Source organism: Pedobacter sp., from assembly GCF_041645105.1.
Classification (GTDB): Bacteria; Bacteroidota; Bacteroidia; order Sphingobacteriales; family Sphingobacteriaceae; genus Pedobacter.
Genome location: NZ_JBAZQQ010000001.1, coordinates 271,756 through 293,997, shown reverse-complemented (window position 1 = coordinate 293,997; position 22,242 = coordinate 271,756). Strand labels below are relative to the sequence as shown.

Here is a 22,242-nt window from a genome sequence, read left to right as displayed (position 1 = left end):
AACCTTATCTGGTAGAATCATTCGCTGCAATAAACGGTATAATGGATGCTATTTTTGAACAGCATCCGGAATTGAAACAGCCTGAAACAGAGCTTAGCCTTTTATCCACAGCGTATTTTCAGGCAAAGAAAAATAAGTTTGAGGTGGAAGACGATCTTTTTGTTTTTAACTAGCTTTTGGTCTGGTGACGGGTTCCTAAGGATCTTAATCTTATCTTACTTAAGTATTACTAAGGCTTTTTTAGGGCTAATGGCCCTAGCAAGGCCCTAGTAACGCCCTAGTAATGCTCTAGTAAAGCTATGGTAATAAAAGCATGTCCTTTGTCTGTCCTATACTGGGATACGTTTACAATAAAAGTCTTGTTACTACTACTTGTTTAAATCTAATTTTAAGGGTTTTGATTTCCCGTCAATGGTTAATACCAAATCAAGCATTCCTTTTGCATAATTATTCCCTTTTTTTTCAGTAAGTGTAATTTTCGGTGCTTTGTTCCCCGTATAAGGATAAACTACACTGATAAAAAAAGCATTATTACTATTGGTCTTACCATTCTCAAATACCAATGCTGGTCTAGATAGTTCTTTTCCATACTGATAAGAAACTTTACCTTCTTCTTCTTTTAACTCTGTTTTTTGAGGAATTAAGCATTGAATAAGCAGGTTGTTGCCATCACTATAATTGGTAAAAACTTTATTTGTCTTTTTGTCGAATTGGGAATTACTATCTTCTTTTAACTGATAATGTATGCCAAGAGTACCTGTTTCAGAACCTATTGCCTGATCTACAATTACAAAATATTTCTTATCTACAAATAGAACACTACGACGATGGTCTAAATTAGTGTAACTTGGATTTGTATAGGTGAGTACATCCAGATCTTTACTTGTTGTCCATTTGTTTTGTTGAGCTTTAGTGATCAACATATTTTGGTTATTCAAAGTCATGGTGCTATGCACGCGAGTTTGACGGAACCAATTTCGTTGTTTCATAATCTCCTTATCTCCACTATAAACAAAGCAACCCGCATCAGGTGTAAAGTTTCTTCCATTTACCCAAAGTTCAAAAGTCCCGTTATCAGGTTGGGCATGAAACTCTCCCGGAGGGCTAGCCTTAAGCATCATAATGGTAGAACTGTTATCCCATCCGTTTCGGAATGTATAAAACCCAGCATTACTTAAGGCATTAGAAAACCAGTTTGGTTTATCACCTTTTTTACCATCAGTCGCAAAGTATTTGATAAATTGGTTTTCGGGAAACAGTTCAGACCATGCAGTAAATTGCCTTAGCCTAAACTCTTTATTTGTCCACCAGGAATCTCCGAACATCGGTTGATTATAATTAGGAAAGGTGATGTTGACAAAGGCCAATGCCATTTTTTCTACCGTTTGCTTATAGCTTGCCGGAAATTCATTTTCCAAACCAGCTTTTTGAGCCCCTTTAAAGGCTTTTGCAAAAATATCTATAGCAGCAGCATGATATACAGGAGATAGTTCAAATTGGACACCATCAGCATATACCTGTTTTTTTATTTCGGAGTTCAACACATCAATTCCACTTTTTCGCCATTCTGAAGCATCTAAAAGTTCAGGGAATGAAGCACCGGCAAATAAAGCTCGTTGGGCTTCAAATAAACGGTGGTTACCTTCTGCTGCATAATTACTTGGTAAATAATCAGCTTGTTGCTGGTAGCTGTTTAAGACAACCATCAGGAAGGCGGGTGTAAAATGAGGGGAATTGATGAAAATACTTATAGTGGGTACTAAACTTTGCACTCTGTCGGATACTTCTAATGGTCTCCAGGCAAAGCGATCATTATCAGCTGATAAGCCCAGAGGATTCTTTTTTACCCAATCTTCAAATTGAAATACCCATTCTTTAGCATATTTTTCGTCTTTAGTGCTATGATAAGTTAAAGCCATTGGTAGCCACCATTTTACTCGGTGTAGCTGCCAGCGAACTTCATTGTCTTTAACAGGCCATAATTGCCAGTTGATATTCTTCCCAAAATCAAAAAAGCCATAGCTTTCCTGGGTTTTAAAAAGGTGTTTCAAAGCATTGTCTGCAGTTTCAAGGATTTTCGCATCAAGTGTACCAGTGGTATCAACCGGAACTTCAAGATTACTGAAGTCGGGGTTTCTTGAGCCTAGTTTAGTTTTGTAATACTGTAACAGCGCAGCTGCGGCATCTTCGTATTTAGCTGCCTCTACAGCAGTTTTAACTTTTTCGAGCCCCTGATAATTTAAGTTTATTGCCTTAAAACTCTCTTTGGTGATTGTGTTTTGTGCTTTTGAAGCACCAATCTGTAAGTATAGCACACATAAAATTAATAAGGATCTTAAATACATATTTTCGATTGCTTTAAAGCGCTAAAGACTTGTTCAATTATAATTGTTGTATGATTTTTTTTGTTTTTCCATCAATTGTAAGGGTGATATTCAATTTGCCGGTTGCATAATCGTTACCAGAGTTTTCCTTTAAACTAATTGTAGGGGCTTTGTTACTAGAATATGGGTAGATAATGCTAATAAACGACTTAGGGTCTCTATCTTCTTTCTGTTGTTCAAATGCAAATGCCGGACGTGATGTCTCCTTTTGATATTCATAGGATACAAAACTTTCCTCTTCCTTTAATTCTGCTGACTTATTAAATGATTGTATTAACAAGTTATTATTGTCATTGTAAGTAGTATAAATAAGGTTATTAGCGCGATCGAAAACAGGTTTATTATCTTCTTTTAAATTAAAACGGATATCAAGTTTACCTGTTCCATCGCCAATTGCGCGGTCTATGATAATAAAATAGCTTTTATCTATAAAAAGAAATGTACGTTGGTGTTGAAGGTTGACATAACTCGGATTAATATAACTTAGGATATCAAGATTATCACTTGTTTCCCACTTTATTAGCCGAGCATTATTCTCAATGTTATTGTTGTTCAGCGTAAGTGTTTGATGCGCTTTAGTACTACGGTACCAATCACGTTTTGAATTTTCCTGGCCGCCAACGTTTGCATATACAAAACTCCCTGCATCAGGAGTGAAAGTGCGTCCCTTTATCCATAATACAAAATTACCATTGTCAGGCTGAGAGTGGAATCCAGCTGGTGGACCTGCTTTAATTTGCATTACGGTCGAATTTGTATCCCATCCATTTCTAAATGTATAAAATCCTGCATTTGGCAAAGCACTTGAAAGGTAATCTGGTTTATGACCACGAGCACCGTCTGTAGCATAATACTCAATTACCTTATTTTCAGGAAATACTGCTACCCAGTCTTTATAGCTCTTTAACATTTGTGCTTTATTAGTAATAAAAGCATTTCCAAACAAAGGGAATTGATAATCTGGGAACGAATATTTACCAACAGCCAATACCATTTTTTCTACATGATTGCTATATGTCTTTGGAAATTCTCCCGCTATACCGGCTAATTGGGCAATGCGCAAGGCATCTAAGAAGATTTTAATGGTTCCAATATGATATCCAGGCGAAAGTTCAAATTGCATGCCGTCTGGTAATACTTGCTTTTCAATTTCTGTATTCAATACCTCAATTCCACTTTTTCGCCAAGATGTTGCACCTTTCAATTCTGGAAAGTTACTTCCTGCATACATTAAATGTAGTGCTTCATATAAACGATGGTTACCTATATCTGTATAGTTTGCCATCACATAATTCGCCTGTTCGTTGTACGAATTAAGAAACTCCATTAAGAAAGACGGAGTAACATTTGGCGACTGTAAAAATAGATTAAAAAGGCCACTCCAATGATTCAGTCTGAATGAAACAACAAATGCTTTCCAGGCATATTCTTTATCATCGGAATAAGCACCTTGTTTGTTTTTTCTGATCCAGTCTCTAACCTGAAAAACCCACTCTTTAGCATAGGCTTCATCACCAGTACTTCTATAAACAATGCCTAAGTTTTCCCAAAATGCAGTTCTATGCAAAAAAGTAGTAAGTAGTTGATCTTTCACCGGACGATATTGCCAGTCAATATCTTTACCATAATCGTAAGTTGGATAGCCTTTGTGCGGTTTAAATTTGTGAAGCAATATATTATCTGCCAATTGTTTTGTTTCAGCATTTACTTTTTTGCCTTTGAATTTTATGAAGTCATCGCTATTAAAATTAAGATGGCGAACTGTAGTTCGTGCACGGTAATATTGTAACAATGAAGAGGCTGCTGCTTCGTATTTTGTAGCAGATACTGCTTTTTTGACATTCTCTAACCCTGGCTGATCTAAATTGATGTTAGCAAAACTTTCTTTATTTAGCTGTTGCTCCTGTGCATAGGATGTAAACGCTAATGTCGAAATAGCTGCACCAATAAATATTCTTTTTAATAAAATCATAGAAGGGTATGTTAGAGTTTTGTTATTGCAGCATATCTTTTTAAGGCTTCAAGATAATAATAGTCGGCATAGTCCAGAGGTGTATCTATTTCAGAGTTATATAGAAATGCACCCACACTGTGCTTTAGAATAAAGAAGTTGTTTTCGCCTGGTTTTGCTAAATAGGCATCAGATGATAAAGATTTCAAGATATCTTCTGCGTATTTGAAATACTTCTGGCCATCTTTCACTTGTGTGCTCAGGTTAAGGAGTGCCGAAGCAATGACTGCAGCTGCCGAAGCATCTCTAGGAGCTTTTTCCTCAACATCTAATGCATTGTGAACATCAAAATCCCATACAGGTACTTTATCTTTCGGCATTCTTGGGTGGTTCATAATGAATTTTGCTATGTTTTCTGCCTGAGCTAAAAATGTTGCATTTTTAGCATTCTCATTACACATCGCATATCCGTAAAGGGCCCAGGCCTGACCGCGTGCCCATGCTGATTCGTCCGTTACGCCTTGATGTGTCCTTTTAGCAATAACATTTCCAGTTTTAGCATCATAATCTATAACGTGATAAGAACTGTAGTCCTTTCTAAAGTGATTTTTAATAGTAGTTAATGCATGGGTATTTGCTGCATCAGCATAAGCAGGTTTTTTAAATTGACCTGATGCCCAATACAGATATTCCAGGTTCATCATATTATCAATAATAACAGGGAAATGCCACCATGAAAAATCCCATGAACGGATAGCGCCAACTTTAGGGTTAAAACGATTATAAAGGTTCTGTGCGCCATCTGCAAGGGCTGGTAAATAGGTTTTGTCACCCGTAATTCTATATGCATTGCCGTATGAGCAATACAACATAAAACCAACATCATGCGTATCTTTAATATATCTTACAGAATCTAAAGCAAGTGTAAAACGTTTTGCCTGGCTCGCCAGATCTTTATCACCAGTGAGTTCATAGCCATACCAAAGTGATCCTGGAAAGAAACCGGTAGTCCAATCTTTGTAGTTGGCTAATCTCACTGATCCATCTGGGTTTGTGGAACGAGGGTTTTGTCCAGGGCTGTATTTATTACTGGCTTGTTTCAACTGATAATTGATCACATCAGTTGCTTTTTTTAGCCATGGCGCAGGTGTTTTGTCCGTTTGAATAGATGCATGTCCATTAAATGCAATAGCCACTGCCACTAGTAAAATGCTTAAAGTCTTTTTCACGTTTATTATTCCGGTTAAAATATTCTCAGTTTGTTAACGAAAGGTGAAATTAATGTTTACTATCTCCACTGAGTTTTGATTTTTACCAGAATGGTTTTGAATTTGTTGAATTTAAGCAACGCCACAGCTTTGTGACGTTTTAGCACCTTAGGAGCTAAATAGTTTTAAATGATACAATTGAAAGTCTGTATTTACAAGCCGACAAAACATTGATGGTCTTATTGATACTTAAAATGTTGGAGGAGAGGCTTTGAGGTCCGAGTCCAGAAAATCATTAATCATTGGTACAAGCCAATCCATTCGTTGCATCATGCCTATATGTGTTGTACTTGGTAAAATAGCCAGTCGCGATCGAGATAGGCCATGTATATCGCCCATTTTGCCTCCACCTTTGGCTCTGAACAATGCTAAAGCATGTTCATACTTTACCCCGTCGGCATCACCAATGGCCATAAATATAGGTGCTTTAATGTTTTTTGCATCTTTAAACCAATCATATGGTTTTAGGTCTATGCTGATTACCTTTTTAACAAACGCGGGGAAATGGACTGGGTCGTTACCAAGACTATCGTACTGTTTTTGTATTGCTGAACCTTTAAACATATCTGCTGTGATAGATGAAAAACTAGCCTCTACATCCGGCCACCATCCATCATGTGCATAGGTGCCAGATAATACTATGAGCCTCCTCGTTTGTTCTGGGTGACGAATAGCTACCTGGAAGGCTACTCCAGCACCCATGCTGTATCCCAATATGTCTGCGCTATCTGTTTTGAGGTGCTTAAGCAGGCCGGAGATATCATCAGCCATGTTTTCGTAGCTAAATTCTCGGGAAGTATCCTTTGTGCGGCCATGGCCTTGCATTTCTGCCACTATTACTTTCCTGTCTTTTGCCAGTAACGGTAACATTTGTGCCCAGTTTAAAGGGATGCTCATAAAAGAACCATGTAAAAGCACAATGGGCTTCCCGCTACCATATACTTCGTAGTACATTTTTAGTCCGTTTACTTCTGCATAGCCTTTTTCAACGGGCTTTATGCTCTGGCTTTTAGTTGTATCTTTTGAAATGCTCGAGATGTTTTGACTTTCTTTATGACCAGGTTGACAAGATGCACCTAATAGAATTAAAAGAGCAATAGATAGATTGATTAGAATTAGCTTCTTCATATGTAAGGTAGTTTTGTTTCTTTACAAATTTGGATAAGAATAATATGACAGGTGCAGTATGTATGCGACAATTATAGGGCTAAAAGCGACAAGTAATGAAAAGTTAATGCTGTGATAGCGAGCGGTTAAAGAATAAATCGTAATTTAACATGTCAGAGTAATCAAAAAAGATATTACATTTGCATTCCCAACCGAGGGGAACATGATTAAGAAACATGTTTAAATAAGATGGTACGGTAGCTCAGTCGGTAGAGCAATGGACTGAAAATCCATGTGTCGCCGGTTCGATCCCGGCCCATACCACACTTAGAAAAGGCCTTTATTTTTTGAATAAAGGCCTTTTCTGCGTTTTAAACTTAAGGTCTGGCTAAATTCTATTACTTCTTGATCCTGATCAGTTTTTGAAAAAGCATCAGTATCTTTTGAGATACAGAGCTGGTTGTCACGAAATTTAGTTTAGTATATCTGGTTTGATTTCCTTGTAAATCAGTATTGAATATAGTAATAATTGTCGATTTAACATTTAATAGTTGAAAATATTTATTCAAAATGCTTTGTTTGATTAATTAAGGGAGGTTTATATAAATGTTTATTTAGTTTTGTGATTTTTTGCAACTGTTTTCGATAACGTTCTCATTGATTTTTATAGCTGCAAGCTTGTTTATTCGGTTAGTTTATGAGTGATTTGTTATGAGGTACTTCATCAACAACTGAACTTAATTAACCAAAAATCATGAAGAAAACAATCAATAAACTATCGCAGTTGCTCTTACTGATGGTAGCCTTTGTTTCCTTTCTCCCAGGCATGACCAATGCACAGGAGAACAGGACAGTCACAGGAAAGGTGACGGACGCAGCTACAAAAATAACATTACCAGGTGTTAGTGTAAAAGTAAAAGGAACTGCCAATGGCGCCTCAACTAATACTGAAGGAATTTACTCATTACAGGTAAAAGGAGGAGAAATTCTCGTTTTTTCTTTTATCGGCTATGAAAGCCAAGAGATTACCGTAGGATCTGGAAATAGAATAGATGTGATCCTGAATGAGTCTGCAGCAGATTTGAAAGAAGTTGTAGTTACTGCATTAGGTATTACACGTAAAACCAAGTCTCTTACTTACGCTACCCAACAACTCAATAATTCAGATCTGACCAATGTTAAGGAACCATCAGGGAATGTGATGAATAGTTTGACTGGTAAGATTGCGGGTGCGGTGGTTACACCTGCTGCTACCGGACCGGGGGGGGCAGCAAGAGTAGTATTGCGTGGCAACAGGTCAATTAGTGGTAATAATAATGCATTAATTGTTGTTGATGGTGTACCTATTGATAATACAATGACTACAGAACAGGGTGGTGGTGGATCAGCCAATACACCTGCAACGCAGCAAAAAAGTACAGCCAGTGGTTATTCGGGTAGTGATGGTGCAGCTAGCATTAATCCGGAGGATGTAGAGTCTATCACAGTTTTAAAGGGGCCTGCCGCTGCTGCGTTATATGGTAGCAGAGCCGCAAACGGAGCCTTGATCATTACCACTAAAAAAGGAAAAAGCGGATCAGTGTCTATCAATTATAATGGTGGAATTGCTATGGATAAAGCACTGATGTTGATGGATTTCCAGAATACTTATGGACAGGGAAATGGTGGGGTTAAAGGAACATCCTCAGCGGGAAGCTGGGGTGCAGCGGCAACTACCTATAAAAACAATGTACGAGACTTCTATAATACGGGAACAACGGTAAATAACTCTGTAAATATCTCGGGAGGAACAGATAAAATTCAAGGTTATGCTTCTTATAGTAATAATGCCATCGGCGGTATTGTACCGAATAATAAACTAGACCGCAATACGCTTAATATGCGTTTAAATGCTGAAGTCCTACCTAAATTAACCACAGACTTAAAAGTTACTTATGTAAATCAAAAAATACGAAACAAACCACGTTTGGGAGATAATGGTGTAACTAACGAAGTTTTAATTATGCCAAGGGATATGAGTTCCGATGCGTTAAAAAACTTTGAAACCATTAACCCGGATACAAAGCAACCTCAACCGGTGTATTGGACAAACAGTGGGTCCTTCCAAAATCCATACTGGGATGTAAACAGGACGGCTCTAAACGAAGAAAGAAATAGAGTTATGCTGGTGGGTACCGCAAAATATCAGATTAAAGATTGGCTATCTATTCAAGGAAGATATAGTCTGGATCGATATGATGATAAGATAGCTGGATCATTTTATGCAGGTACATTACCTATTAATACCTTACCTGGGGGCAGATATCAGGAAAATCAGGTTAACCGATGGGAAAGAAATATTGATGTGTTACTCTCTGGAAATAACAAAATTGGAGAAGACTTTGGGATCAGCTATAATGTTGGTGGGTCACTCTTAAACAATAGCGGTTATAACACCCAGTCATTAGCTAATGGATTACGTATCCCGAATGTGTTTAACCTGAATTTTGCAACTACGCCGGCATTCACCAATATTGTTGCAAAAAAGGAAATCCAGTCTGTTTATGGAAATGCAGAACTGAATTATAAGCAGATGTTATTTTTAGATGCAAGTGCCAGAAATGACTGGTCGTCAACACTTCCTTCTCCACATAGTTATTTTTATCCATCAGTGGGCTTATCAGGAATACTATCTGAGTTGTTTACACTTCCGGAATGGATAAACTTTGCTAAAATTCGAGGGGCCTATACGCAGGTGGGTAACGATGCTGATCCTTATTTGTTACAACAGACTTACACCTATAGCCCAGGGGCGGGAGGTGGCTTTATTGCCCGTGATCAGACCAGATATATTAATGACCTGAAACCTGAACAAACCAAAGCATGGGAATTAGGTGCTGAATTACGTTTTTTAAAGGATAGGTTAACTTTGGATGCTACGTTGTATAAAACCAATACCATTAACCAACTGATCTCAATCGGACTTCCACAGCCCTCAGGTTTTAATAACCAATATGTAAATGCCGGAAATGTAGAAAATAAAGGAATTGAGTTAATGATTAAAGGTGTTCCAGTTAAAAATGAAACATTTAGATGGAACAGCAGCTTTAATTTTGCACTAAACAGGAATGAGATGTTATCACTATTACCTGGTGTTCCATCAGCGAGTATTACAACAGCTACTACCTTTGCCAGTTTACTTGTAAAACCAGGAGGTGCATATGGTGATCTTTTTGGACAGATATGGGAGAAAAATGAAAATGGAAGATATAAGATCAATAGTAATGGCTTACCAGTAATTCAGGCATTGCAAAAGATTGGCAATTTTAACCCTGATTACACATTGGGCATGACCAACCAGTTTGAGTACAAAAATTTTGATTTGTCTTTCCTGATAGATGGAAGGGTAGGAGGAACTGTGATTTCAGGTACGGATGCTTTGATGGGGCAATTGGGGATTGCTGGTTACACGACTGCATTTAGAGAAGGCGGACTGGTGCTCCCAGGTGTTTTAGCGGATGGCAGCGAGAATACAAAAGCTATCAACGCAGAGACTTTCTGGATGGGGGTATCTCAAGGAACAAATGCCAATGCAGAATTTTTCGCTTATGATGCTACAAACTTTAGATTAAGAGAATTGTCTATCGGTTACAAATTTGACATCAAGAACAGCAAAATCAGAAGTGCAAGGATCTCGGCAACCGGAAGAAATCTTTTCTTTTTATACCGTGGAAAATCATTAATGAACATACCAGGTATGGAAAAACGCACACTTCCTGTTGATCCGGAAGCGGCAATCGGTACCAGCAATTACCAGGGAATAGAGAGTGGAATACTCCCTTCCACACGTAGTTTTGGTTTAAATTTAAGTGTCTCGTTTTAAAATATATACATATGAAAACGTCAAGAATATATTACTTCATTTTTGTGCTGCTGATCAGCATTACCAGCTGCACCAAAGATTTCGAAGAAATCAATACAAATCCATCGAAAATAACAGAAGTGGGACCGAGAGAATTTGGGTTTATGTTTTCCCGTGCCCAGTCGGCAGCTACCATACACAGACCATATACACAGACCATCTCTATTCTGATGCCTGATCTATATTCGCAATATTATGCATTAACGACTACCAGTTTTACAACGGATAGATATGCATTAAATGACGGATGGTTATCCCGGCCTGCTATTATTACTTATGTGCTGACAATGCCGCAATTGCAAGCTATTTTTAACAATGCTGCCCCCGCTTCGGAAGAGTACGCATTGGCGAATATTATTAAAGCTTATGCTTTTACCCGGTTTACCGATCAGTTTGGTCCTGTACCCTATTTTGGTGCAGGCAGAACAAGTCCGGTAATTGCTTATGATAGCCAGGAAGTAATTTATGACGATCTTTTTAAACGTCTGGATTCGGCCGTTGTAAATCTTAAAGCTAGTGCCAGAGGAAATGTTTTTGGTTCACAGGATTTAATTTATAGTGGGGATATCAGTAAATGGGTGAGTTTTGCCAATACTTTACGTTTAAGAATGGCTTTAAGGATCTCGAAGATTAGTCCTGATAAAGCGAAAAGAGAAGCTGAAGCTGCGGTTTTGGCAGGGGTGATGACCACTAACGCGCAAACTGCCAGTATTGAAAGATCTCTAAATGGAGATGATGCCAATGGTTTGGCATCCAATGCAGCAAATAATGAATTCAGCATGAGTTCAACGATGGCTTCTTATTTAAAAGGTTACGCAGACCCCCGCCTGGGTATTTATTTTCAACCTGCGATTAACAGTGGCCAATTTAAAGGATTAAGAAATGGCTCATCAGCTACGGCTATCAATTTGCCTGGAAACAGACCCGCAGAAACCTCTAATTTGGGGCCGAAATGGGTATTGATCAATAGTAACAAGACAGCGTGGACGCCAAATCTAGCAGCAAGACAAGAAGTTATGGCTGCTGCCGAAGCTTATTTTTTAAGAGCTGAAGGTGTGCTGAACGGATGGAATATGGGGGGCGGAACAGCAAAGGAATATTATGAAAAAGGAATTGAACTAAGTTTGCAGCAATGGGGAGTTACCGACTTGGCGGTTATTCAGAACTATATCAGTTCTGCGGCCGTTCCGGTTGCGCCAGGTGATGTTGCCAATTCTACAGCGGTAGCTACAACCCCCATCAAATGGAGTACAACAGAAGCTGTTCAACGTGCACAGATCGGTACACAAAAATGGCTGGCTGTCTTTCCTGATGGCATTGAAGGTTGGTCGGAGTTCCGTAGAACGGGTTATCCGGTGATGTACCCACTATTACAGTCTGACAATGCCGACTTGCCAATTGGTACCTTTATTAAGAGATTACCATATTCATCTGTCGAGGCCTCGACGAATGCTGAAGGCTTAGCAGGAGGTAGAAAACTACTTGGTGGCCCGGACAATGCGGCAACACGAGTATGGTGGGATGTAGATTAAAAATGTAATAGATGAATAAGCTGATTTTAAGATTTATGATTGTTGGTGTATTGATTACTGCTGATCTGGGTGTAAAAGGACAGGCTTTGCCTAAGATTTTTTTGGGGCAGCAGGATGATCTGGTCGATTTAAATTTAAAGAAGAGAGCAGCGTCGTCGATGGCATCATTGCAGCTACCCTCTTCAAAATCTGAATGGGTACAGTACAAACAACACCTTAAACTTAAAATTGAGAAAAAGGTAGGTGTATATATTAATCATACGCTGCCTTTAAAAATGCAGGAAACGGGGGAGGTCAAAATGGATGGTTTTAGTATTAAAAACATCCTGTTCCAAACCAGGCCAGAGGTTTATGCTACTGCAAGTTTATATGTGCCAAAAGGAGAGGGATCTTTTCCAGCAGTTGTAATTACACATGGGCATTGGCCTGATGCACGCAGATCGGAAATTTTTCAATCTGTTGCCCAGGTGCTGGCCAGTTCAGGCTATGTAGCTTTAGTAATTGATGCCTGGGGTACGGGGGAAAGATGTACGGAAGATGGCAAACAGGAATATCATGGGGCTAATCTGGGCGCATCATTAATGAATGCCGGCGAATCCTTATTAGGTATGCAGCTCACAGATAACATCAGGGCAGTAGATCTGCTTTCTTCTTTGAGCTATGTAGACAAAAATCAAATTGGTGCAACAGGGGCTAGTGGTGGCGGGAACCAAACCATGTGGCTTGCTGCCCTCGATGAAAGGATTAAAGCCGCTATTCCGGTAGTTAGTGTCGGGACATTTCAATCGTACATCATGAATAGCAATTGCGTTTGTGAATTGTTGCCACAAGCATTAACTTTTACTGAAGAAGATGCTGTATTAGGTATGATTGCACCCAGGGCATTGAAGATTTTTAGTGCAAAGAATGATACCAATAAATCGTTCTTCTCTTCAGAAATGCTGAAAAGTTATAACGCTGCAGTTCCTGTATTTGAATTTTATCAGGCTAAAGATAAAATTGCTTACCAGATTTTTGACACCGGACACGGCTACTGGCCGGAGATGAGGGATGCGATGTTGGGTTGGTTTAATCTTCAGTTAAAAGGAAAGGGTGATGGAAATGAGCTAAAAGCACCAGCGGTAAAGCCATTGCCTACGGCAGAACTGGCTACTTTTAAGGAAGGTGAAAGACCTGTAGAAATTGTGACTACTGCGGGGTTCTGCCAACAACAGGGGGAGAACTTGCATCAGCAAATGATGAAAGACCATAAGCCGAATTTGAAAACCAAAACAACAGCACTAGCGCATATTCTTGGAATAAACTTATCCGCAAAAATTAAAGATGTAAAATCTTATGAGCGTGAGGAGGGATGGCAGAAATTTGTGTTGGAAACTACAACTGGTAGTTTTATCCCTTTTCTTTTTAAGGCTCCGGAAAAAGGAAACAGCTATACTTTATTGAGTCATAGTGGTGGAAAGGACAGCATTCCACTTTCAGATATAACGGATTTAATAAAAAAAGGACATGGTGTTTTGCTGGTCGATGTATGGGGCACAGGTGAACAACGTTCCGAAACTGCTGTCAAAATAGATGGTGCATTACCTCCCTTTCATACCCTTTCAAGATCAGCACAGTGGTTTGGGAATACGGTTATAGGTAATTGGGTAAGCGACTTGCAATTGGTAGGAGAATGGCTAAAACAGCGTGATAAAAAGTGCATCCTCAATATTCAGGGATACAAGGAAACGGGAATAGCTTCCTTACTCTATACCGTGTTTAACGAGGTACAGCAGGCAACACTGATCAATACCCCTTATAGTTACAGGTTCGATGAACGGAAAGGAATTGACTTTTACAATATGGCCATTCACATTCCAGGGATTTTAAAATGGGGTGATGTGTCGCTGGCTACCGCTCTTTCTACAGCTACTATTGTATTTAAGGATACGAGAAGTATGTCGGGAAAACAGATGGATACTAAACAAAAAACAAGAATTACGGCCGAATTTGAGGCTTTAAAAAAATATACACAAAACAAGAAACTTGTAAGATTTACAGAAAGTAAAACCTATTAAATCAGAACTATGAAGAGTAACCGCAGAAGTTTTTTAAAGTATACGGGCATCTTTGGCCTTGGAACTGTTGGTGCATCAGCCTTGACAGCTTGTAGTGTGATGAAAACGGAAGGTAATGGCGAACTTGATCACATTCGCAAAGCAGCAGGCAGAACCCGTGCGCAGCAGTTTAATATGTGTGGTTTTGCTGCACCTAAAATTGATACCGTACGTATTGGCTTTGTCGGTTTAGGAAACAGGGGTTCGGCTGCAGTTGAGCGCGTAAGTTATATAGATGGCGTAAAAATTAGCGGTCTGTGTGATGTCAGGCCCCAGCGCGCTGCAGAAACTAAAGCTAGAATCAAAACCATGGGTCATGATCCGGTATTTTATACAGAAAATGCGGAAAGCTGGAAGAAATTGTGTGAACGGGAAGACATTGACCTGATCTACATTGCTACACAATGGGATTTACATACCCCTATAGCATTGTACGCCATGGAACATGGAAAACATGTAGCTGTTGAAATTCCTGCGGCCACTTCCGTTGAAGATTGCTGGCGTCTGGTGGAGATGTCGGAGAAAACCAAAAAGCATTGTGTAATGCTGGAAAACTGCTGTTATGATTTCTTTGAGTTGTTAACACTAAACATGGCCAGACAGGGATTTTTTGGAGAGATTGTGCATTGTGAAGGAGCATACATCCATGATATTCTGGAAGGACTCTTTTCAAAAGATAAGCGATATGATCTTTGGAGGTTAAAGGAGAATGCAAAAAGAAATGGAAATCTTTATCCTACACACGGACTGGGTCCGGTATGTCAGGTGCTCGATATTAACCGTGGCGACCGCCTGGACTTCCTGGTATCTGTTTCTTCTAATGATTTTATGATGGAACAACTGGCAGAGAAGAGGGCTGCTGAAGATGAGTCCTTTAAACAATACGTAGGTAAACCTTTCCGTGGAAATATGAATACAACTACCATACGCACACAGAAAGGAAAGACCATCATGTTGCAGCATGATGTAACTTCTCCTAGACCTTATTCCAGAATACACCTGGTTAGCGGAACAAAAGGCATAGCGCAGAAATATCCGCTGGAACCAAAAATAGCAACCAGTCATGAAGGCTGGCTGGACAATTCCACGTTTAAAAAACTGGAAGCGCAATATACTCCCGCTATCACTAAAAAAGTAGGTGCAATGGCGAAGGAAATCGGAGGACATGGCGGGATGGATTTCTTAATGGACTGGCGTTTAATAGACTGTTTGAGAAATGGCCTGCCAATGGATATGGACGTTTATGATGCAGCAGCATGGAGTGCTATAGGCCCATTAAGTGAATGGTCTGTAGCCAACAGATCGGGCTCAATCGATATCCCTGATTTTACCGGTGGTGCCTGGAAGTTTAACAAACCTTTAGATCTTGAATTGAAAGTTGGAGGTACAACAGGTGTACGAAAAGCAAAGTAGTAAAGCATATTATTAACCCCAAAATACAATTTAACAAAATGAACATTATCCAATCAAAAAATCCCAGTGAACTGGGCACTGTAGCCGGAAAGGCAGCTGCTGAGCTTATTAGGAATGTAATTGAAGAAAAGGGATTTGCTAATATCATTTTGGCAACAGGAACAAGCCAATTTGAAACTATCCGTCAACTGATTGAAGAAAAAGAGATCGACTGGAGCAAAGTAAATATGTTTCACCTTGATGAATATATAGGTTTACCAGTATCACACCCTGCAAGTTTCAGGAAATATCTTAAAGAACGTTTTTTAGAAAAAGTTAACCCCCTTAATTCTACGGTTTTGATAAATGGTGAGGTTGATCCTGTTGAGGAATGTGTAAGACTGGCCGGATTGATTACCGAACATCCGATTGATGTGGCGCTGGTTGGGATAGGCGAAAATGGTCATTTGGCATTTAATGATCCACCTGCAGATTTTGATACGGAAGAACCTTATTTAGTTGTGAACCTGGATGAGCCATGTCGCAAACAGCAATTCTCCGAAGGATGGTTTGCTAGTGTTGAGGATGTTCCGCGTCAGGCTATCAGCATGTCTGTAAAACAGATTTGTAAATCTACACATATAATCTGCTCTGTGCCCGACCGTCGCAAAGCACAGGGAGTAAAGGACAGTCTGGAGCAACCGGTAAATAATCAATATCCGGCAAGTATTCTTCAAAATCATCCAAACTGCAGTTTGTATCTGGATGAGGAATCTGCATCATTATTATCACCCGAAACCGTTAAATAGTTACCCTTATTTCAATCGTTATTATAGAGTAGCTGTTTCATATATGGATTCGTATTCTAGGTAAATGCAATACTGATCTCCTATTTTGTAATGTTAGTACCATCATACTTCTTAAAGTCTAAGGGCTTTAGGAAGTATGATGATTTGGTTTTAGACCATTGCTGCCGGTAGAACTTATATCACTGTATTGGGAACTAAAGAAGGAGTAGTCCAGAGAATCAGTATCATGGGAATCTGCAAGAAAGGAGATGTTCAAAGTCAAGATGTGTACGCGAAAATCGCATCGAGCTTTTGATTAAATTCCTGGAAGGATCCTAAATAAAAGATCCAATCCTTCAACTTGCGTCAAGTTCATAATATTGGGAACACAATGGAATTATAGGTGACCTATTAAATTTTCATTGTTGTAATTCGCCCACATAGTCCATCTCAATCATTTTTTTAAAAAATCATAAAATTTATTTTTTTTTAAACTTAAAAGTTAGCTAACTTAAGTTTAATATTGTTTTAGTTCTTTTGGCAAAAAGATGAGATGTGAAGCGTTTTGTAATAAATAATAATGTTTTGATTGTGAAATTGAAGCTAAAACTATTGTTGAACATCTATTTTAATTTCAATTGAAATCTATTAAATATCTTTTGACCAGGTAATCATAATAATAAGGGATTTAATAAGATGTTGAGTATTAAACAGGATTCTGAAAAATTAGATGATAAGTTTGAAGAGCTATTCAATTCTTATTGGAAAAAATTATATGTTATTGCCTATAATCGAGTTAAAGATAAAGAGCTTGCTAAAGATTTGGTGCAAGACGTTTTTATTTACTATTTGCAAAAGCGTGATGAGCTAATACTTAAAACAAGTATTGAAGCTTATTTACGTAAAGCACTCCAATATCAGATCATAGCCTATTATCGTAAACACCTAATTAATACAAGAGCTTTTGATCAAATCATCTATCAATTGAGTTTGCAAGAAACAATCTTGAATCATTCTTTAGAAACAAATGATTTATTGAATTCTGTAAAAAGAGAAATCAATAAAATGCCCGCCTCAATGCATACTGTTTTCGATCTGAGAATTAAGGATTATGGAATAGATGAAATTTCTGAAAAAACAGGCCTTTCAGAAAAAACAGTGAGAAACAATATTTCTATGGGATTAAACAGGCTTAAAAAAGCAATCGCAGAAGATTTCCCAAATGATTACGTGACAGTTTTCTTAATTGTATCTGTTCTAATCAATGTTTAATCCTAATCATTTCGGTTTGTAAATAATAGTTTTCTTTTTCTCGGGAAGATTCTCTTCTAAGTTCTACTTCTATTATAAGGACTTCTATTAGAACTCTATTTATGAAAAGAAAGAGAGCGAAAAAACTTTTTTCAGATTACTTAAAAGGTAAACTCAACAAACAAGACGAAGGTCTTTTACAAGCATGGTATGATGATTTTGGAGAATCCGAAAAGGATGTTCCTGGTTTAGAGAATCCTCAGAATGAAAAAATGCTACAGCGGGAGATGTATGCCAGTATAACCGCGCAGGTAAATAATCATAAAAAAGGGAATAGTTACAGCTGGTTGAAAATCGCTGCAAGCATTTTTGTAGTTGCATTTGCTGGCATTTTTGCAAAGCAATATGTAATGCAGGCGCCAGGTAAAAATATTAATACTTCATTCTATACTTATTCTACAACGGCTAAACAAATCAAAAAAATTATACTTCAGGATAGCTCAGTAATCACATTGAATGCCAATTCAAAGATCAGGGTGCCGGCAGTTTTTGCCAAAGACAAAAGAGACTTTGTTATAGTAGAGGGAGAAGCCTTTTTTAATGTAAAAAGAGATACCTCCAGGCCTTTTATTATAACTGCTTCAGGATTAAAAGTACGGGTTCTGGGAACTTCATTTAATATTAACTCTTACAAAAAGAACCGGGATATAAAAGTAAAAGTAGCTACAGGAAAAGTTCGTGTTAGTAATGGTAAAGAAGTTTTGAAAGAACTTATGGCCAATCAACAACTTTCATTTAATAAAAATGATGGGAACTATAAACTTTCTACTGTCTCTGAGAATGAATCAGGTGATTGGAGAAATGGAAATGTAGTGTTGAAAGATGCCGATTTTGAAGAACTGGCCCAGGCAGTACTGAATGTTTACGGCTTAAAGATTAAATGTATTAATCCAAATAAAGACAAATACAGATACAATATAACACTTAGGTCGGGTAAGACAGATGAACAAATCTTGAAGTTAATATGTGCTATCAACGACAATAAATATAGGAGGGATGAAAATGGAATAATTATACAATAGCAAGTAAATAACAAGAAACCTCATTCTTATAAAAGTCAAACTATACTCAGAAAAATATGAATCTAAAATTGCTTCTTTTAAAGAGAGCTAAGTACTTTCTATCGCTATTATGTTTATTGACATCCTTGCAATTGATATCAATAAGCGCTATTGCTCAAGTTTTAAATAAACCAATAACTATAAAGATTAATAGTGGAATAACAATTAACGATGCTATTATTAGCATCCAAAAAACGTCAAAAACAGATTTTGCATATGACAGTAATCTACCAGGATTAAAAACTAAGAAGACAGAAAAAGTCCATGATTTTAAAAATACTAGACTGCAGATAGTTTTAAGTTCATTGTTGGCAAATTCTGATATCGATTTCAAAGAAGAACAAAATTCTATAAGATTATTAAAGAAAGAAACAGGTAAGTTATTTGGAAAGGTAACTGACGATAAATCGCAGCCTATACCAGGTGTTAACATTAGAATTGTAGAATTAAATAGGCTCTTAACAACTAATAATGAAGGTAATTATAGTGGAAACATTAAGCCAGGTAAGTATGTGGTAGAGTTTTCTTTTGTATCCTATAAAACACAAAGAGTTATTGATGTTGTGGTCAAGGCTGGCGCATCTACTCCATTAAACATTTTATTGCGTGAAGATGCAGGGAACTTAAATGAAGTTGTTGTTATTGGCTACGGTAGTGTTAAGAAAAGCGATCTGACAGGTTCTGTATCTGTGGTGAAGATGTATGATATCAAAGATGTTCCAGTTGTACGTGTAGATCAAATGCTGCAAGGAAGGGTAGCAGGAGCAGAAATTGTATCAACAACGGGTGAACCAGGTGCTGGAACATCAATCCGTATTAGAGGTACAAGATCGGTGTCAGCCACAAATGAACCCTTATTCGTAGTTGATGGCGTAATGGACGGTATTGGAGATTTAAATGAATTAAATCCTGCGGATATTGAATCTATTCAAGTTTTAAAAGATGCTTCTTCAACAGCTATTTATGGCTCAAGAGGAAGTAATGGGGTGATTATTATTACGACTAAAATTGGTAGTGCTAACGGCAAATCAAATCTTTCATTCCGTTCTGATATTGGGGTATCTCAATTACCACGATTCCTGGATTTAATGAATGCTACAGAATTTGCACAATTACAAAATGACAGGTTTTACTTTTCGAGCACAGCTAATAGAGTGAAACCACTTGAAGAATATCCATATCCTAATCCTTTATCTTTAGGTGAAGGCACAAACTGGACTGATGTAATTACCAGAACAGCTCCTTATCAAAATCATACCTTTACTGCATCCGGAGGTGATAAAGTCTCTAAATTTTACTTTTCAGGGAATTATAACAATACCCAGGGTATTATTATAAATAGTGGTTTGAAACGTTATCAGGCAAGGCTTAATTACGATCGGACTTTCAGTAAATATATTAATGCAGGTATTCGTTTAAACTATTCTTATATCAATCAGAATGTGAATAAAGCTGATGTCGGTTCAAACTCTCTATGGTATAGATCGACCATATTTTTATCCCCAACCATGCCGGCATATAAAGAAGATGGTAGTTTTAATGATTGGAATACACAATGGTATAGTGGTACTTTATTTGATTCCCCATTGGCAAACTCTTCTTTACAACGGAAAGATCAATTAAAGAAAAGCTTATCAACTAATGTCTTTGTCGAAATAAAGCCAATAAAATACCTAAAAGTCAGGTCAGCTGTTTCGTTTTATGATTATAACCGATTTGATGATAACTTTTATCCATCTACATTACCATCCAGAGCGAGTAAAAGTACTGGTGCTTATGCCTATAAATCTGGATTCAGGAATAATAATATCCTAAATGAAAATACAGTAAACTATACACGAACATTTAACAAAAAACATAGTTTGGATGTATTGTATGGATTTACCTTCCAGCAATTATGGCAGGCAAATTTATTTGCCAGTGGCGACGGATATTTTATTGATGAGATAGAGACAAATGATTTAGGTGCAATACCTTCTAAAGAAACGCTAAATGCAGGCTCCAGTTATGAAGATAAAAGCAAAGTTTCAAATCTGGCTCGTGTAAACTATAGCTATAACGGCAAATACTATCTGACATTAACCGCCCGTGCTGATGCGGCTTCCAATTTTGCTGCTGATCATAAATGGGGTTATTTCCCTTCTGCAGCATTAAAGTGGAACATTAAGAAAGAAAAATTCCTAAAGGATAATGAAAGGATTAGTGAGCTTGGGTTAAGGCTGAGTGCAGGTATTTCAGGTAATGATGCGATATCAAATTATCAATCATTATCCCGATTGTCTTCATCGTCATCTGGTTATATATTTAGTGGGGCAATCCCGGTATCTTATTACCCTACGCGTATTTCAAATGAAGGCCTGACCTGGGAAAAAACCACCAGTTATAATGCTGGGATTGATTTAGGGTTGTTTAAAAATAAAATCAATGTAACCTTTGATGCTTACCTCAGTAAAACATCAGATTTATTGTTAACAGTTCAATTACCTACGCATACAGGCTACCCTAGTAGATTGGCAAATATTGGTAAAACATCAAATAAAGGTTTGGAGCTAACTATAGATTCTAGAAATATGAATCGGAAAAATTTCTCCTGGAATACCACATTAACATTTGCGCATAATTCTCAAATGGTTGATGATATCGGTGGTTTAGATAAAATTGTTGCCTATGCCAATCCTTATGGAGCTACATATATGATGTATGGCTATGTGAAAGATAGACCTTTAAATGCATTATGGGGAATGCAGTATGGTGGTGTTTGGAAAAACCAGGCAGAAATAGATCAGGACAAGATCGATAAAAAGTACGCGTCATCAGCGATTAACTTTTATACTCCAGGGCGTCAGCGTTATATTGATCAGAATAATGATGGTGTGTTAGATAATGCTGATTTGGTTTATTTAGGACAGGCAGACCCTTATTTATATGGCGGGGTTCAAAATTCATTTAGAATTTATAAGTTCAATCTGAATGTTTTCTTAAACTATTCTTTAGGTGGTAAAATTTACAATGTTACCGAAACCTTTATGGGAACGGGTACCTACTTAAGCAATCAATATAAGTATATGGTAAACGCCTGGCACGAGTCACGTAATCCACAATCTGATTATCCAAGAGCAGACTCTAAAGACGATATACCGAACGATAGATTTGTGCATAGTGCTACATTTTTACGCTTAAAAAATGTTTCTCTTGGCTATACATTTGATTTAGCTAAAAAAACAAATAATGCTTTAAAAGCGCTGACCTTAAGTGCGAATGGTAATAATTTATATCTGTGGAAGTATTATAACGGATATGATCCTGAAGTTTCTACAGAGAGTGGTGGATCAACCATGCGTCGTGTAGATAATGGAGCCTATCCGAATAGCAGGACTTTTACATTTAGTGCTGAAATTAAATTCTAAAGATTATGAATCAATATGAACGTCTCAGAATAAAACATACTCCA

At 37.7% G+C, this 22,242-nt stretch carries 13 protein-coding genes and 1 tRNA gene; 10 read left to right on the top strand and 4 right to left on the bottom strand.

Going from position 1 to position 22,242, the window contains the following annotated elements; all coding sequences use genetic code 11:
- Positions 1–41: 41 nt before the first annotated feature.
- Positions 42–173 (top strand): hypothetical protein, encoded by a 132-nt coding sequence (locus WC623_RS01160; RefSeq protein ID WP_372847701.1) that lies wholly within the window; start codon positions 42–44, stop codon positions 171–173.
- Positions 174–368: 195 nt separating this feature from the next.
- Here the strand turns inward: WC623_RS01160 and hepC (WC623_RS01155) are convergent, their stop codons facing one another.
- From hepC (WC623_RS01155) to WC623_RS01140, 4 genes are all read right to left on the bottom strand, one after another.
- The gene (gene hepC / locus WC623_RS01155; RefSeq protein WP_372847700.1) at positions 369–2,345 is read right to left on the bottom strand and encodes a heparin-sulfate lyase HepC; all 1,977 of its coding nucleotides are present in this window, start codon (positions 2,343–2,345) and stop codon (positions 369–371) included.
- A gap of 37 nt (positions 2,346–2,382) precedes the next feature.
- Positions 2,383–4,356 carry a heparin-sulfate lyase HepC gene (hepC, locus tag WC623_RS01150; RefSeq protein ID WP_372847699.1) on the bottom strand — a complete coding sequence of 658 codons (1,974 nt, stop codon included), beginning with the start codon at positions 4,354–4,356 and terminating at the stop codon, positions 2,383–2,385.
- Between the two features lie 11 nt (positions 4,357–4,367).
- On the bottom strand, positions 4,368–5,564 hold the full coding sequence (locus tag WC623_RS01145) for a glycoside hydrolase family 88 protein (RefSeq protein ID WP_372847698.1): 1,197 nt from the start codon (positions 5,562–5,564) through the stop codon (positions 4,368–4,370).
- Positions 5,565–5,792: 228 nt separating this feature from the next.
- Positions 5,793–6,731, bottom strand: a complete 939-nt coding sequence (locus WC623_RS01140) for an alpha/beta fold hydrolase (protein ID WP_372847697.1) — start codon at positions 6,729–6,731, stop codon at positions 5,793–5,795.
- A 230-nt stretch (positions 6,732–6,961) separates the two neighbouring features.
- Here WC623_RS01140 and WC623_RS01135 point away from each other — a divergent pair.
- The 9 genes from WC623_RS01135 (at position 6,962) to WC623_RS01095 (ending at position 22,198) form a co-directional block, all read left to right on the top strand.
- Positions 6,962–7,034: transfer RNA gene (locus tag WC623_RS01135), tRNA-Phe, on the top strand.
- 430 nt (positions 7,035–7,464) lie between these two features.
- A complete protein-coding gene (locus tag WC623_RS01130; RefSeq protein WP_372847696.1) occupies positions 7,465–10,572 on the top strand; it encodes a SusC/RagA family TonB-linked outer membrane protein in 3,108 nt (1,035 codons plus the stop codon).
- Between the two features lie 11 nt (positions 10,573–10,583).
- Positions 10,584–12,143, top strand: coding sequence for a SusD/RagB family nutrient-binding outer membrane lipoprotein (locus WC623_RS01125; RefSeq protein WP_372847695.1), 1,560 nt, complete (start codon positions 10,584–10,586; stop codon positions 12,141–12,143).
- Between the two features lie 11 nt (positions 12,144–12,154).
- Positions 12,155–14,200, top strand: a complete 2,046-nt coding sequence (locus WC623_RS01120; RefSeq protein ID WP_372847694.1) for an alpha/beta hydrolase family protein — start codon at positions 12,155–12,157, stop codon at positions 14,198–14,200.
- A 9-nt stretch (positions 14,201–14,209) separates the two neighbouring features.
- Positions 14,210–15,652, top strand: coding sequence for a Gfo/Idh/MocA family protein (locus WC623_RS01115; protein ID WP_372847693.1), 1,443 nt, complete (start codon positions 14,210–14,212; stop codon positions 15,650–15,652).
- Between the two features lie 38 nt (positions 15,653–15,690).
- The gene (locus WC623_RS01110) at positions 15,691–16,440 is read left to right on the top strand and encodes a glucosamine-6-phosphate deaminase (protein ID WP_372847692.1); all 750 of its coding nucleotides are present in this window, start codon (positions 15,691–15,693) and stop codon (positions 16,438–16,440) included.
- A gap of 675 nt (positions 16,441–17,115) precedes the next feature.
- Positions 17,116–17,691 (top strand): RNA polymerase sigma factor, encoded by a 576-nt coding sequence (locus WC623_RS01105; protein WP_372847691.1) that lies wholly within the window; start codon positions 17,116–17,118, stop codon positions 17,689–17,691.
- Between the two features lie 101 nt (positions 17,692–17,792).
- Positions 17,793–18,752, top strand: a complete 960-nt coding sequence (locus tag WC623_RS01100) for a FecR family protein (protein ID WP_372847690.1) — start codon at positions 17,793–17,795, stop codon at positions 18,750–18,752.
- 131 nt (positions 18,753–18,883) lie between these two features.
- On the top strand, positions 18,884–22,198 hold the full coding sequence (locus WC623_RS01095) for a SusC/RagA family TonB-linked outer membrane protein (RefSeq protein WP_372847689.1): 3,315 nt from the start codon (positions 18,884–18,886) through the stop codon (positions 22,196–22,198).
- Positions 22,199–22,242: the final 44 nt, after the last annotated feature.